Origin of the sequence: Corynebacterium dentalis, assembly GCF_900232865.1 — a bacterium.
Classification (GTDB): Bacteria; Actinomycetota; Actinomycetes; order Mycobacteriales; family Mycobacteriaceae; genus Corynebacterium; species Corynebacterium dentalis.
Window position 1 is genome coordinate 176,580 of record NZ_OCTS01000001.1, and the last position, 15,072, is coordinate 191,651.

12 protein-coding genes are annotated in these 15,072 nt (G+C 59.8%); 1 reads left to right on the top strand and 11 read right to left on the bottom strand.

Going from position 1 to position 15,072, the window contains the following annotated elements; all coding sequences use genetic code 11:
* Positions 1–27 precede the first annotated feature (27 nt).
* The 7 genes from atpB to rho form a co-directional block, all read right to left on the bottom strand.
* Positions 28–828, bottom strand: a complete 801-nt coding sequence (gene atpB / locus CS919_RS00795; protein ID WP_099297291.1) for a F0F1 ATP synthase subunit A — start codon at positions 826–828, stop codon at positions 28–30.
* Positions 829–1,121: 293 nt separating this feature from the next.
* Complete coding sequence (locus CS919_RS00800; protein WP_099297293.1) at positions 1,122–1,565, bottom strand: Cg1360 family ATP-synthase-associated protein; 444 nt, start codon at positions 1,563–1,565, stop codon at positions 1,122–1,124.
* A gap of 41 nt (positions 1,566–1,606) precedes the next feature.
* The gene (locus tag CS919_RS00805) at positions 1,607–2,782 is read right to left on the bottom strand and encodes an MraY family glycosyltransferase (RefSeq protein WP_099297295.1); all 1,176 of its coding nucleotides are present in this window, start codon (positions 2,780–2,782) and stop codon (positions 1,607–1,609) included.
* Between the two features lie 5 nt (positions 2,783–2,787).
* Positions 2,788–3,447: an L-threonylcarbamoyladenylate synthase gene (locus tag CS919_RS00810; RefSeq protein WP_099297297.1), complete on the bottom strand. Its 660-nt coding sequence runs from the start codon at positions 3,445–3,447 to the stop codon at positions 2,788–2,790.
* A gap of 9 nt (positions 3,448–3,456) precedes the next feature.
* The gene (locus tag CS919_RS00815; protein WP_099297299.1) at positions 3,457–4,488 is read right to left on the bottom strand and encodes a N5-glutamine methyltransferase family protein; all 1,032 of its coding nucleotides are present in this window, start codon (positions 4,486–4,488) and stop codon (positions 3,457–3,459) included.
* A gap of 11 nt (positions 4,489–4,499) precedes the next feature.
* Entirely contained in the window at positions 4,500–5,576 is a 1,077-nt protein-coding gene (prfA, locus tag CS919_RS00820; RefSeq protein WP_099297301.1) for a peptide chain release factor 1, read from the bottom strand.
* 17 nt (positions 5,577–5,593) lie between these two features.
* Entirely contained in the window at positions 5,594–7,231 is a 1,638-nt protein-coding gene (gene rho, locus CS919_RS00825; RefSeq protein WP_099297303.1) for a transcription termination factor Rho, read from the bottom strand.
* A 262-nt stretch (positions 7,232–7,493) separates the two neighbouring features.
* On the opposite strand from rho, the gene CS919_RS00830 reads away from it, so the two are divergent.
* Positions 7,494–9,230 carry a long-chain fatty-acid--CoA ligase gene (locus tag CS919_RS00830; RefSeq protein ID WP_099297305.1) on the top strand — a complete coding sequence of 579 codons (1,737 nt, stop codon included), beginning with the start codon at positions 7,494–7,496 and terminating at the stop codon, positions 9,228–9,230.
* Here CS919_RS00830 and CS919_RS00835 read toward each other — a convergent pair.
* From CS919_RS00835 to lysA, 4 genes are all read right to left on the bottom strand, one after another.
* Positions 9,181–11,157, bottom strand: coding sequence for a YPDG domain-containing protein (locus CS919_RS00835; RefSeq protein WP_143341731.1), 1,977 nt, complete (start codon positions 11,155–11,157; stop codon positions 9,181–9,183). The two genes, CS919_RS00830 and CS919_RS00835, sit on opposite strands and share 50 nt — an antisense overlap.
* A 145-nt stretch (positions 11,158–11,302) precedes the next feature.
* A complete protein-coding gene (thrB, locus tag CS919_RS00840) occupies positions 11,303–12,226 on the bottom strand; it encodes a homoserine kinase (protein ID WP_099297309.1) in 924 nt (307 codons plus the stop codon).
* Positions 12,227–12,244: 18 nt separating this feature from the next.
* On the bottom strand, positions 12,245–13,579 hold the full coding sequence (locus tag CS919_RS00845) for a homoserine dehydrogenase (protein WP_099297311.1): 1,335 nt from the start codon (positions 13,577–13,579) through the stop codon (positions 12,245–12,247).
* Positions 13,580–13,673: 94 nt separating this feature from the next.
* Positions 13,674–15,068: a diaminopimelate decarboxylase gene (gene lysA, locus CS919_RS00850; RefSeq protein WP_099297313.1), complete on the bottom strand. Its 1,395-nt coding sequence runs from the start codon at positions 15,066–15,068 to the stop codon at positions 13,674–13,676.
* Positions 15,069–15,072: the final 4 nt, after the last annotated feature.

Consider the following 15,072-nt stretch of genomic DNA (forward strand, 5'->3'; position numbering starts at 1 on the left):
TTATGTGGTTGATAGTTACCCGGTGGCTTAGTGATCGTCTGCGTGCAAAGACAACTCGATGTACACGGCCGCCAGCAGAGCAAAGATGTATGCCTGCAGGAAAATGACCATGAGCTCGAAGAAGGAGAATGCAATCGCAAAGAGGATTGTGCCGCCAGCCAGCAATGTCCAGCCGTTGAGCTGCCAGAAGAAGAAGTTCGTGGCGCTAAACAGCATGACGAGGATGAGGTGTCCAGCCAGCATGTTGGCCATCAAACGGATGGTCAACGTGAGCGGACGAAGGACGAAAGTAGAGAAGAATTCGATGGGTGCCACCAAGAAGTGAAGGAAGGTGGGCAGCCCAGGAATAATCAACGAGGACTTCACGAACTTGCCGAAACCGTGACGCTTCACACCGGCGTAGATGAATGCCACGTAAGCGACGAGGGCCAGCACCAATGGCAGGCCGATTCGCGCACTAGGCGAGATATTCAAAAACGGGATGATAGTAGGCAGGTTTACTGCGAGAACGGTGAAGAAGATCGCCGCGATGATTGGAAGGAAGCGACGTCCTTCCTTCTTCCCCAAAATGTCCTCCGCGATGTGAATGCGGACGAAATCCAGAGCGAGCTCTGCGAAGTTCTGTACGCCACTAGGGATCAACTTCGGCTTGCGCATAGCAAAGAAGAAGAATGCAGTGACGACAAGAATCATCAGGATACGAATGAGCATCAGACGGTCAAGCGCGAACGCTCCACCGAGAAACTCGTCGAACCAGAGGCTATCCGGATTCACTTGCCCCGGGAAGAATTCGTGTTCCAATGAAGGGCTGTGAAACTCACCCTTCATGGCCAAGGTTGTTACGCTCAGCGTTCTCTCCCGTGATAGGGCCGCGGGACATGGGTTATGTCAAGCGGTGCGATGGAGGTCTGAAGTCGAGATATCTATCGGCATTAATGGGACTCCGTCGCACGTCCCTGTGTCATGCCGATAGGCGCCGCTCTTGGTGGCTCTAATCCACCTAGATGGCCCTCATGCACTTTATCAGTTCTTGATCTATTGTCGCTAAGCGACTTTCAGCCAGTCCCCCCGACTTTTTCACGCTCGTGCCACCTTCCTACAAGGAGAGGCACTGCGGATCGCTACACATAGACGCTCTGTGCCTTGGTCACGGACCACGTTTCGGCAGCTAGAAGCACAATCAGGCTGATCACAACGGTGCATGCAAGGGCCATTGGATCATAAAAATCCAGGTTCTTAATGGACAGCAGGATCACCAAGACCACGGCGATCTTTGCCAGCCAGCTACCCAGCACCACGGCCATGGTGGTAGCCGGGCTGGAATTCGACGTCATGAGCGTGACCACCACGGTGATCAGCATGAATGCGCCACCGATGGCCAGCCCCAACAGGGCTCCCCAAATACCCTCAGTGTCCTTGGCCCATCCCCACACAGCCAGGGAACCGATACCGATGATGACCAGAGCAATCGCGCTAATGCGCAATGCTCGGCGCAGCGGCCAGTTGTGGTCATCAGCGTGGGAGACGTCGTTTAGCTCTGGGAGTTCGTTTTGATCACTAGTCACGGCCAACCAGTGTATCGGTCAGCACCAACAAAGCGCGAAACTCAAAAGTTCTTCCACGAGTGGTCTTTCCACATTGGCACCACCGTCACCGCCGTGACGATCACCAGCGCCAGGCCCAGCAAAAGCAGCGTCAACTGCGGCGGAAGAACAGTGGAACCGACAGCACCGAAGGCAACCACAGCCACCCAGCTGTAGAGAACCAGAACCACGCGCTTATGGGTATGCCCCAAACCAAGCAGCCGGTGATGGAGGTGCTTTTTGTCGGGGGCGAAGGGAGATTTGCCGTTAGCTAGGCGTCGAACAACAGCCAACAACAAATCCAACAACGGGATGGACAGCGCGGCCAGCACCACGATCATCGGAGAAAGCAAAGCGAACATGTCCGCAGTGCCATACAGAGACATGTTGATGCGGCCGGACGCGGACACGCACGCAGCCGAAAGCAGCAGGCCAATGAGCATAGAACCCGAATCCCCCATGAAGATTCGCGCAGGCGAGAAATTGTGCGGCAAAAAGCCCGCACACATGCCCAGCAACACCGCGGAAATGATAGCGGGCGGGTACGCAGAGACCGTGCCACCTTGATCGTGCAGGATCGTCAGCGAATAAATCAGGATGGTCCCTGCCGCGATCGCACCCAGACCGGCAGCCAAGCCGTCGAGGCCATCGACGAAGTTCATCGCGTTGACAATGGTCACGGTCAGCAGCGCAGTCAAGACAGTGGACTGGACTTGATCCAGAATCAACGTGCTACCACCGCCTACCGGCACGCTCACGAGATACCACGAGAGCCCCATCAGGCTCATCACCACGGCACCACCCACCTGGCCGCCCAGCTTCAACATCCACGAAATGTCATAGAGGTCATCGATCACACCCACCACCACAATGATGAACGCCGCGGCCACCACCGCAGCCATATCCGGAGTGATTGGCGGAAAACCGCGAGTCAATGCGGGCAGCTGACTAGCGGTGATGATCGCAATAATCATGCCCGTAAACATCGCCACCCCACCAAGCCGAGGCGTGGGGACCTGGTGCACGTCGCGCTCACGCGGCGCATTGACCTGACCAAAGCGCATCATGATCGTGCGCACAATTCCCGTGGCCAAATACGTGATGGCACACCCCACGAACAGAACCAGAGCCAGCTCGCGCAAAGGCACACCAGCGCCGGCGCCGGACTGGGCGAGGTACGTAACGTCAGGGGTGGACACGGGTACTAGATCTGTCCTCGCAATTGAGCTGCGGACATGCCGAGCACTTCCCCGATCTTCTCGGCGGTGGTCGCGCCCTCACGAAGGATGCGTGGCTTGCCGCTGGACAAGTCCACGATGGTCGAGGCCTCACCAATGGTGGCTTCTCCCCCATCCACATACACGCCAACTGTCTCGCCGAGCTGTTCCATGGCCATATCCACGGTGGTCGCAGGGGGCTGACCGGAAATATTGGCCGAGCTCACGGCCATGGGGCCGGTCTTGTCCAAGAGTTCGAGGGCCACCGGGTGCATCGGCATGCGCAGCATTACCGTTCCCCGGGTATCGCCCAGGTTCCACGGCAGGCTCGGAGCTTGGTGGACCACCACGGACAGTCCACCTGGCCAAAAAGCCTCCACCAGGCGGCGCATGTTGAAGCTGTAGTCCCGCACCAGCCCTTGGACGGTGTTCCAGCTACCCACCAGCACGGGCACCGGCATGTCCGGGCCCCGGTGCTTGGCGCGCAGCAGTGCTTCCACGGCCTGGTTATCGAAGGCATCACAGCCAATGCCGTAAACAGTATCGGTGGGGATCACCACCAGGCGGCCACCCTTGACCGCACTTTCTGCTGTGGCGATGGCCGCATCCCGATCCTGCGGATTCGTTGCGTCTACGCGTTGCGCCATGTTGTGCCTCTAAGCCCCTTCACGATCTGTTGTTGCTGTATTCACTCTATCGTTGCGCTGTGCCCATGGGTCGTAGGTGGGGATATGACCTGGGTCTCGCCTAATGGTTGCGGTGACAAAGCGGTCCCGGTCCGCAAAGTCGTGGTCTTGAGTTACCTCCACCATTCCTGCCTCGCGCAGTACCTTTTGTACCTGCGGGCCGGTCGCATCATCGTGCTCCACGGCCACGCCCGCGCCTACCCGCGCCAGCAGGTCGATGAAACGCGCGAGGTCCGGCATCAAGCTCATCCCGTCCGCGCCGCCGAACACGGCATCGTGGGGATCTTGCCGCACTTCCACGCTGATGTGCCCCTCGTCCAGCGCCGTCTCCGGCACGTACGGCGGGTTGCTCAGCACCAGATCAGCCGTAGCAACCAGACCGTGACGTCCCAGTATTACTGGCTCCCGCACATCCATGCGCAGAAATTTCACCACGACAGAGTCCGCGAGCAAACCCCGGCGCCGCAGCTGAGCTTCGTTATCCCGCGCCAGTTGGATCGCCGCTGGATCTTTTTCGATTCCGATGATGGTCACTGGTGGCGTCGACAAGGAAGAAAGACGGTGCGCCAGTGCCAGCGCGATGGTTCCCGGCCCGCTGCACACGTCCACCACCGTGACGGGGTGTTCAAAGCCACGCAACCAGTGGTCCGCCCACTCCACCAGCAATTCTGTCTCCGGGCGGGGAATGAATCCAGCCGGCGAGGACAGGAAATCCAGCCCATCGAAGCTGGCCGAACCCACGATGTGCTGCATCGGTTCGCGGTCGATGCGCCTGCGCAGCCACTGTTGGTATTGCTCGGGAGCAGGTTCGTCGGCTCGCATGAACAAGTCGGTCGAGCTCACTGGGACGCGTGGGTCACCGAGTTTTGGTTCCGACGCCAAGGCGTAGCCCATCAGCGCTTTCGCCTCCACTGCCGCGGTTTCAATCCCCGCGTCACCCAAAAGTTGAGCACCCGCACGCACGGCCATGGAGACCGTGAGGCGGGTGTTTTCGCTAGTCATAAACGCGGTGTCTAGTCTTCCGCTTCCAAACGACGTGCGCGCTCGGAATCCTTCAGCGCCCCGAACAGCGCCTCCAGGTCTCCACCCAGCACGGCGTCCAGGTTGTTCGCCTTGTAGCCGATGCGATGATCGGATACGCGAGACTCCGGGAAGTTGTAGGTGCGGATGCGCTCCGAACGGTCCATGGTGCGGATCTGCGCGGCGCGACCCTCGGCGGCCTCGGCCTCTACTTCTTCTTCCTTCATCTGCTGTAGACGAGCGGCCAGCACCTGCATGGCGCGGGCCTTATTCTGAATCTGGGAACGCTCCTTCTGACACGTGACCACCACGCCCGTGGGCAGGTGGGTGATGCGCACGGCAGAGTCCGTGGTGTTCACGCCCTGTCCGCCCTTGCCGGAGGATCGGTAAACGTCCACGCGCAGATCCTTGTCATCGATCTGCACGTCTTCTACTTCATCCGGCTCTGGGTAGACCAGCACGCCAGCGGCAGAAGTCTGGATGCGTCCCTGTGACTCGGTCACGGGCACGCGCTGCACGCGGTGCACGCCACCTTCGAACTTAAACTCGGACCAGGCGCCGTCGCGGGACGGCTGCTTGGAGCGGATGGACAAGGTCATGTCCTTCACGCCGCCCAGATCGGTCTCGTTGAGGCCGAGGATCTCGGTGGCGTAGCCGTGGCGCTCGGCGTAGCGCTGGTACATGCGCGCCAGCTCTCCTGCGAACAGTGCCGCTTCTTCGCCGCCTGCACCGGACTTGATTTCCATGACGATGTCCTCGCCATCATGAGGATCTCGAGGTGCCAGTAGGTCAGCGAGCTGCTCTTCCAACTGCTCGATCTCCGGCTCGAGGCGCTTGGCCTCTTCCGCAAATTCCGCGTCTTCGCTGGCCATTTCCAGGGCAGCTTCGCGGTCGTCCTTGGCCTGAGTCAGGCGCTGGTGAGTCTGGATGATCGGCTGCAACTCGGAAAAGCGCTTGCCAACCTTTCGCGCGGCGGCGGGATCATTGTGCAGTTCAGGATCACTCAACTGCATTTCCAGTCCTTGGTACTCGGACAGGATGTCATCGACCATTGATGGTGAATCAGCCATTGCTCTTCAGCAGCTCCTTACTCGTCCTCGTCCTCACCGGCGAGCGGTGCGGAGCTAGCAATCTGCAACATGAAATCGCGATTGGTCTTGTTCTTACGCAGCTGCTTGATCAGCAGATCGATGGCCGCCTGGGAATCCAGGGCGGACAAGATACGGCGCAGCTTGTGCAGGATGCGCGCCTCGTCCGGACCGAGCAGTAGCTCGTCCTTGCGGGTGCCGGACGGGTTGACGTCCACGGCAGGGAATACGCGACGCTCGGAGATCTTGCGATCCAGCTTCAGCTCCGCGTTGCCCGTGCCCTTGAACTCTTCGAAGATCACTGTGTCACCGGCGGAACCAGTCTCCACCATGGCGGTGGCGATGATGGTCAGCGAGCCTCCATTTTCGATGTTTCGCGCCGCACCGAGGAACTTCTTCGGTGGGTACAGTGCGTTGGAATCCACGCCACCGGACAGGATGCGACCGGACGCTGGCGAGGAGTTGTTGTAGGCACGTCCCAGGCGAGTGATGGAATCCAGCAGCAAGACCACGTCCTTGCCTTGCTCCACCAGGCGCTTTGCGCGCTCCACGGCCAGCTCAGCCACGGCGGTGTGCTCCCCTGGCGGGCGGTCGAAGGTAGAGGCAATGACCTCGCCCTTCACGCTGCGCTGCATGTCCGTAACTTCCTCGGGACGCTCGTCCACCAGCACCACCATCAGGTAGCACTCGGGGTTGTTGACCGCGATGGCGTTCGCAATGTCCTGCATGATCGTGGTCTTACCGGCCTTGGGCGGAGACACGATCAGCGCGCGCTGACCCTTACCAATCGGCATCACCAGATCGATCACACGAGTGGTGAGGACCTTGGGTTCCGTCTCCAAACGCAGTCGCTGGTTCGGGTACAGCGGGGTGAGCTTGGTGAACTGCGGACGCTGGTTCGCCTCCTGCGGGGACAGTCCGTTGACGGACTCCACGGAGTGCAGCGGCGTGTACTTCTGCCGGTTACGACCGCGGTTGCCGCGGTTGTTGTGGTGATTATTGTTGTTCTCATTACCGCGCGGGCGGATAGTTCCCACGATGGCATCTCCGTGGCGCATACCGAACTTGCGCACCATGTTGATTGGCACGTACACGTCCGTGGCTCCCGCGTGGTAGCCCGTGGTGCGAATGAACGCAGTGTTGGCATCAGCGAAGTCCAGGATGCCGGCCACGTTCGTCAGCTGCTGCTGTTGCTGCTGTTGCTGCTCATTGTTGTGGTTGGTCTCGTGACCGCGATCGTCCTGCTCGTTGCGGTTATCGTGCCGATTACCGCCTCGATTGTCGTTGCGGTTTCGGCGATTGCGCCGGTTACGACGATTCCGTCGGTTGTTTCCCTGCCGGTCGTCCCCGTTGTGGCGACGTTGCTGATCGTTGTTGTTGCGTTTGTTATCTTCCGACGCCACTTCTGCCTCCTCACGCTCCTGGCGCGCAGGTTCCTGCTGCTTGGGTGGCTGCGGCTGCTCCTGCTGGGAACGGCTGCGACCACCAGCGGTTTCAATAGCTGCGATGAGATCCCCCTTGCGCAGTCCAGAGGTGCCCTTGAGACCCTGGGCGGCTGCAACTTGGCGCAGCTCCGGCAACTTGAGAGAAGCTAAGCCGCCTGTTTCAGCCCGGGTGAGAATATCGGACAGGCTCACGAAAGTCCTTTCACGTTGCCGCCGTCAATGAACGTGCGGACGAAAATCGTCGCAGCGCGTGGCAACACGATGAGTAGATAAATCTTCAGATTGTGTGCTCCCCATACTCAAGTGGAATGGGAGCCTGTGGCGTTAGAGGTGGCGTCGAAAAAAGAAAGAAAGATAGACACACGGCCACGCTTCGCCCAAAAGAAAGGTTGCGAAGTTGCGTTCATCCTAACACCACTCCGGTAACAAAATCACAACGGTAGTCTTGTGAGTCATGAAGTCCACCATGCAGGAGATACCGTTTTCCGTAGCTCGCATCCTCGAGTTCGGAGCCACAGCCCACAGAAACACCACTGTGGCCACGTATTTCGGCAAGGACGCGGAAATCACCACGTTTGGCCATATCGCCGCCCGCGCGGGTGCACTAGCTAATGCGCTGCGGGACGTCTACCGCATCGAGATCGGGGACCGAGTGGGCACCTTTCTCTCCAATTGCGCTGAGCATATGGAATCCATGTTGGCGGTGCCTTCGATGGGCGCGATCTTCCATCCGCTGAATCGCTATCTGATGAATGACCAGATCATCCACGTCATCAACCATGCCGAAGACAAGGTCATCATCTGTGATCCGGCGTATAGCGAGCGCCTGATCCCCATGCTGACCCACTGCCCCACGGTTCGCGCCGTGATTCTGACTGGCTCGGACGTACGCTCGGTACAACTGGCCCGTGCGCTGGCACGAGAATTAAGCCATAACGTGCAGGTTCGCGCCTACGAAGAGTTGCTGGACGGCCGTTCCACCGAATACGCGTGGCCGGTGCAGGAAGAAACTACTCCCGCGGCAATCTGCTATTCCACCGGCACGGAAGGCGCACCCAAGGGCGTGGTGTACAGCCACCGCACGTTGTGGCTGCATGCACTAAATCTCCGTACCGCCGATGCGTTCGGCATCCGCAACGGACAAAAGTTTCTCTGCTGCGTGCCGATCTATCACATCTTGAGCTGGGGCGTTCCGCTGGCTGCGTTCATGTGTGGCGCGCCGTTGGTGTTCACCGGGCGCTCGGCAACACCGGCACACATCGCTCACGTGATCACGGACGCGATGCCCCGAGCGGCACACGGCTCGCCAGCGGTGTGGACGAGCTTGCTGGAGTACTACTCCACGCATCCGCCCAAGAAGATGAGCTTGCAGGAAATCTACTCGGGTGGCCAGCAGGTTCCCCCGTCGCTGATCGACGGATGGGAGGAGCTCTACGGCGTGGACATGATTCACACGTGGGGCATGACGGAAACGGCTTCCCTCGGCACGGTTGCCCATCCGCCTGCTGGTGTCAGCGGTGAGGCCAGGGCCCGCTACCGCTACTCGCAGGGCAGGTTCCCCGCCTCCTTGGAGTACCGACTGGTGGATCCACAGGACAACGTACTGGAGATCAATGACCGCAACTCCGGCGAGCTGCAAGTGCGCGGCAATGCGGTGACCGCGGAGTACTACCACTCCCCGGTCCAGTCCGAGTTCCGCGGCAAACCAGTGGAAGACGCACCGGCGCGCTTCACCGAGGACGGGTGGCTGCGCACAGGCGACGTGGCCACGATCAACGAGGATGGATTCCTCACCGTCCACGATCGGATCAGCGATTCCATCCGCAGCGGGGGCGAGTGGATCTACTCCCCTGCCCTGGAAAACTATTTGATGGAATCCGAGGCCGTAGTGGAAGCCGCAGTGGTGGGAGTCCCAGACGACAAGTGGGGACAACGACCCCTGGCCGTGATTCGCCTCAACAAGAGCTTCGAGCCCACCGAGGAGACTGCACGGTCCCTCCACGCCGAGGTCGGCGCAAAAGTTCCGCGGTGGATGATCCCTGACTATTGGGTCTTCGTACCGACAATCTTTAAGACTTCAGTGGATAAATACGACAAGAAAGAACTACGACAGGCTTATGCCGAAGGCGAGTTCGACGTGCTTAGGATTCGGCGACGCGAATCTGACCAGAACGAATCCGCTCCAGAATAAACGGCAGTCCGGTGGCCACTAGATCCAGCATTCCGTCGAGCGTCACCAAGATCACCCGGTCACCCTCCGGCTTGACTGCTTGCCCATTGCCCGAAGCACCGAAGCCCGCGTGAATGCGATCTTCCACGTCATCCGGCAGTTCTTGGATGAGCTTGCCCGTGGTTGGATCCACGTAATCAGTCAGACCCAGACGATCGATGACCTCCGCCATCGATTGCTCGACCGGTTGCTGTGCGGGCTCTAGTTCCATCGCTGACTGCGTAGCGTGCGTGCCCGTTGCGAACTCAGCCTCGACGGTGGTTGCCGAGCGGTCCGGGAAAATCACCCGTACGGTGATGTCCTTGTTGTCTTCCGCGTCCTCGTTTTTAGGCGACGCCACGGTGAGCTGTCCGTGCTCGTCGATCTCCGCAGTCCACCCATCCCCCGGCTGCTCCACGATGTCAAAGGTGGTTTCCGCGGGTGCGCCTTGGATTCGAGCTTGTGCCTGCTCGCCGAATTCCATGGCGGTGGACGGATAGCGCAAACGCATATGTCCCGCGAGGTCCGTGACCTCGACGTGCACGTAGACCGTATCCGTACTGTCGTCCGAATAGGTGGCTTTCACTGGAATTTCGGTGGAGACGTCCACGATATTGTCGTGCACACGCACGTCCAACTCGCCAGAGTTTTCATCGACCGTCCAGGTCCAGCCCAAAGGTGCATCGCCTTCGACGGAGAACTCAGTTCCCGCCGGGACGTCCTCTTCCGTGCGCAGAGTGATCTTCTGCCCGAAAGGCACGTAGCCATTCGGGTATGACGGATCCACCCGCCCCGCGATGGAATGAGAAGGATCAATGATCGAAACCTGTGCCGAAGTAACATCAGCAGAACCGTCGGGGTAGCTCACTTCCACCATCACGCGCTTCCGGAGGCCGGGCTTGGCGGAGGAGTTGGGGATCAGCGTGAGCCGGCCGGTGTTGGCGTCGATAACAGAAGAAACCGGACCTCTGCGATCCGAAATAATACGGAAGAACGTTCCGGTTGGAAACGGCCCGCCCTTGACCTGGGCGGTCGCCAAATGGTCCGGTGACATGACCACGTCGCGCACTGTGGGATTCAGACGAGAAGCAACCGAACCGGGCTTGGCGGGAGGGGCGGTAGAAACCGTGGCATGCAGCTCGAGGCGGGATGTCGAGCCATCGGCGAACGTCACTCGAACCGGAACAGACGCCGCATCGCCCGCGGGCAAGCGATCGGAGGCGCCAATGCGTGCGGCACCGGTGGACTGATCCACTGTGATGGACCACAGCGCGGGAGGATCGCTGAGCAGGTCAAATGTTGCACCTTCGGGGGCCGATTGCCCTTGCCACTTCGGGGCGATTTCAGTGCCCTGACCTGGGTCAACACTCACCCGAGAGTACGCCGCCTGAAAACGCTGGCTATCGGTCCGCTGACGAGCGGCCACCACAAAGGCGGCGATAGCGGTATCCGAGCTGCCATCCGGATAAGTCACGTCAATGCGCTGCTTCAGCGAGGTTCCTTCAGCGAGCCGGGAATCCGTGGAAGCGGTGACGGCGCCTGAAAACGAATCGATGGATACGGTCCATCCGCCAGGCGGCTGCGAAGCTAATTCGAACCTGGCTCCTGCAGGAAAACTGGACCTCACCTCGGACGTCGCGGACTGTCCGGCTATCACCGTGGAGTTGGAGTACCGGGGCGAATACTCCTCGTCCATTGGACGTTCGGACTCGGTTGTATCCACAGGGGTCTCTTCGGTCGAGTCTTCTGACTCTTCCGGAGTTTGATAGAGCGTGACCTCTGGTGGCTGCTCAGCTTCTTCGGGGGTGCTGGTTTCCGCAGTGGTATCAGCGGTGGTCTCCGAAAGTTCCTGCGCCGTAGCATGCGGAGCCACGACGATGGAAAACACCATCACCGCACTGACTGCCACAGAAGGCAGTTTCCGCTGGAACACGAGAGCGCCCTTCTGAAGGCAACAGCCACGTAAATAGAAGTTGAAAACTTAGGCTCAGCTTACACTGAGGTAAAGCTGAGCGATAGGCGAACAGCCAGCGGAAGGTCGCAGATCACATCGTCTAGTTGACAGTGACCTCGACGGCCTGCGCGACCTCGAATTCCATCACTTTGATACCTCGTCCCCTCGCCTCTTCAACATGTGACTTATCAACCTTTTCCGTGGACAGAACCATGATGGTAGGGCCCGCTCCGGAAAGGAAGGCGGGATAGCCCTGGTTACGCAGACGATTGACCCATTCCGAGGTCACGGGAAGAACTTCCGCACGATACGGCTGGTGCATGCGATCCCTGGTGCCTTCCCAGAGCAACTCGGGATTATCGCGCAATGCCACGGTCATGACAGCAGTACGGGAGACGTTGAACCGAGCGTCCCGGTGGCTAATGTCTGTGGGAAGCACGCGCCGCACGGCTTCGGTGGAGGCATGGAAATCTGGCACAAACGCCGTGATCAAAATGTCTTTGTGCACATCGATGCGAGCTGCTGCGTACTGAGGGGCAGTATGACCATCGACGGGGATATTCGTCCATGAAACCACGGCGTTGCCCAGGATCGAGGCCGCCGCATTATCTGGGTGGCCTTCGAACGTTGATGCCAGCTGGATAAGCTGCGCATCGGTCAAGGTAAAACCTGCCAGTCCATTAGCCGCGGCAACTCCCGCCACAGCCGCAGCTGCAGAAGAACCCAGGCCGCGGGACTGCGGGATGGAGTTATTACACCGCACACGCAATCCAGGCACGGTGACATCGGCTGCACGGAGACCTTCGCGGATCGCGCGGACCACAAGGTGACGCTCGTCGAGTGGAACTTCCCCGCTGCCCTCACCGGTGACCTCAATATCCAGGCCAGATTCGATGACCTCCACGTCAACGTGGTCATAGAGGCCAACTGCCAGCCCGAGAGTGTCAAACCCTGGGCCGAGGTTGGCAGACGATGCCGGAACAGAGACGTGAACGGACTTTCCGACTGGAATTTCCACACTCATGGTTCTTACGCGCCCTTCCTAGCCTTCCATGCGGATGACGGAACGTACGGACTTCACCGCATCCAGTTCCTTCAGGTGCGCGACCGTTTCTTCCAAGTTGCGCTCCTTGGCCACATGCGTGATCACCACGAGGCGAGCGCCGTCTGCCAGACCCTCCTGGCGAACCGTCTTGAGAGAGACACCATTATCCGAGAAGGCGTTTGCCACCTCAGCCAAAACGCCCACGCGGTCTTCGACTTCCATGTCCACGTGGTAGGCAGTTTCTACTTCGCCGAAGTCCGCAATCGGCAGCTCGGCGTACGTGGATTCACCGGGGCCGCGTCCGCCCAAGACAATGTTTCGAGACACGGCAACAACATCGCCGAGCACGGCAGAGGCAGTTGGGCCTCCACCGGCACCATTTCCGTAGAACATGAGACCGCCTGCAGATTCGGCTTCAACGAATACCGCATTGTAGGACTCGGAGACGGAAGCCAGTGGATGAGAAAGAGGAACGAGAGCGGGGTACACTCGAGCGGACACAGATTCCTGTCCGGACTCGTCCTTGAGACGCTCGCAGATGGCCAGCAGCTTGATCGTGGAGTTCGCTGCCTTGGCCGCCTTGATGTCATCGATAGAGATCTCACGGATACCCTCGGTGTGGACATCGTCGCTGGACACACGAGTGTGGAAGGCGATGGAGGCCAGGATTGCTGCCTTGCTGGCAGCGTCGAAGCCGTCCACGTCGGCGGTGGGATCCGCTTCCGCGTAGCCCAGCTCCGTGGCCTCGGCGAGCATCTCGTCATAGGAAGCGCCACGGTTGTACATGGCATCCAAGATGAAGTTGGTGGTTCCGTTGACGATACCCATCACGGCGTCCACCTTGTCGCCAGCCAGCGAACGACGCAGCGGACCGACTAGTGGGATCGCCGCGGCCACAGCAGCCTCGAAGAATAGGTCTACTCCGGACTCATCGGCGGCAGCCGAGAGCTCGTCTGCGTGTGCTGCAATCAACGCCTTGTTCGCGGTCACTACGGACTTACCGGCTTGCAGAGCAGCAAGCACGACCTCGCGCGGGTAATCAATGCCACCGATAACTTCGATGACCAAATCAATGTCATCGCGCTGCGCCAAGCTCAGGGCATCGTCGGTGAGCAGATCAGGAGAAACGCCTGGACGAGGCTTATTGATATCGCCAACGGCCACGCCGCGAACTTCCAAACGGCCGCCAATGCGGGCGGCAAACTCATCGCCGCGCTCTTCGATCAAGCGCATGACTTCCGCGCCGACAGTGCCCATACCCAGCAGAGCCACACCAACGGTGGAGCCTGCGCCCTTGCCTGGGCGGAAAGAATAAGTCGACGCTTCAGTCATGTTTCTTCTCCGTTTTCTTTGAGAGTTTGTTAAGCAGGTGCTTTCCGTAGTCTAGCGTGATCCCCATCTCATGCAGTCAAGCGGGAGGGGCGCGCTACTCCTCCAGTGCCAGAGCATCTTCGATCGTCTCGCGACGAATCATCACGCGCGACTGCCCTTCGGAAACCACAATCACGGGCGGACGCAGCATCATGTTGTAGCGCGACGCCATGGAATAGCAGTACGCACCCGTGGCTGGAATGGCCAGCAGATCGCCGGGCACGAGGTCATTCGGCAGCGGAACGTCATTGACCAAAACATCGCCGGACTCACAGTGCGATCCCACAACTCGGGAGGGCACCAATTCGCCAGCTAGCTCACGGTTAACCACGCGCACGTCGTATTCCGCCTGGTAGAGAGCTGGTCGGATGTTATCCGCCATACCTCCGTCTACCGAGACGTACCGCCGCACTGCACGATCCGACGTTTCTACGTCCTTGACCGTGCCCACTGTGTACAACGTGACCATCGATGGGCCAGCAATTGCCCGGCCAGGCTCCACGTTCACCACGGGGCGAGGAACGCCCATCTTGTACGCGGCCTCGGCGACCTTTTCCAGCAGTTCTGCAGCGACAGCTTCCACATCAAGCGCTTCGTGATCCGGCATGTACGCGATGCCGTAACCGCCACCCAAGTCCAGAGTGTCCAAGGCCTTGGCCTGCTCCCCCTGCAATTCCTGAAGCAGCCCCGCCCACAGGCTAAGCAAACGCTCCGCTGCCAGAACAAAGCCATCGGCCTCGAAGACTTGGGAACCCACGTGGCAATGCAATCCGCGCAAGGTGACAGAGGTGGCGTCGACACACGAAAGAGCAGCACGACGCGCGGCGCCGGAGGCCAAAGAGAAACCGAACTTCTGGTCCTCGTGGCTGGTCGCGATGAACTCGTGCGTATCCACGTGCACGCCCGGGGTGACGCGCACCAGCACATCTTGCGTGCGACCGCAGCTGGTCGCCACTTCAGAAAGCGTGCCGATTTCCTGCAGGGAATCTACGACGATCAGCTCAACCTCGGCCTCGACGGCGGCGGTAAGAAACTCGCGGGACTTGTTGTTGCCGTGCACGGTGATGCGGTTGGCAGGGAACCCAGCCGCCAGAGCGACCTGCAGCTCGCCGTGGCTCGCGACGTCTAGGGACAGGCCCTCATCCTCGACCCACTTGCACACGGTCTTGGAGAGAAACGCCTTGGACGCATAGTGGACGCGTTCTCCGCCGCCAAACGCGGTAGCGAGCCGACGACAGCGATTTCGAAAATCAGCTTCATCCAGTACAAACGCGGCGGTGCCGTATTGCTGCGCAATGTCCGTCAGCTTCACGCCAGCAATAGATACGGCGCCGTCATCCTCGCGGGTGGTGTGCTCCGAGAACACGTGTGCCGGAATCTGGTTGAACTCCGCGGTGGTCTCCGTGCGGTGACGCAACGGGACGGGGCGGAGGCTGGTTTCAATATCCATGCGG

Coding starts and splice junctions, on each gene's coding strand:
- atpB (WP_099297291.1), bottom strand. CDS start 828: ATGAAGGGTGAGTTTCACAGCCCTTCATTGGAACACGAATTCTTCCCG.
- CS919_RS00810 (WP_099297297.1), bottom strand. CDS start 3,447: ATGGCGCAACGCGTAGACGCAACGAATCCGCAGGATCGGGATGCGGCC.
- CS919_RS00815 (WP_099297299.1), bottom strand. CDS start 4,488: ATGACTAGCGAAAACACCCGCCTCACGGTCTCCATGGCCGTGCGTGCG.
- prfA (WP_099297301.1), bottom strand. CDS start 5,576: ATGGCTGATTCACCATCAATGGTCGATGACATCCTGTCCGAGTACCAA.
- CS919_RS00830 (WP_099297305.1), top strand. CDS start 7,494: ATGAAGTCCACCATGCAGGAGATACCGTTTTCCGTAGCTCGCATCCTC.
- thrB (WP_099297309.1), bottom strand. CDS start 12,226: ATGAGTGTGGAAATTCCAGTCGGAAAGTCCGTTCACGTCTCTGTTCCG.
- CS919_RS00845 (WP_099297311.1), bottom strand. CDS start 13,579: ATGACTGAAGCGTCGACTTATTCTTTCCGCCCAGGCAAGGGCGCAGGC.
- lysA (WP_099297313.1), bottom strand. CDS start 15,068: ATGGATATTGAAACCAGCCTCCGCCCCGTCCCGTTGCGTCACCGCACG.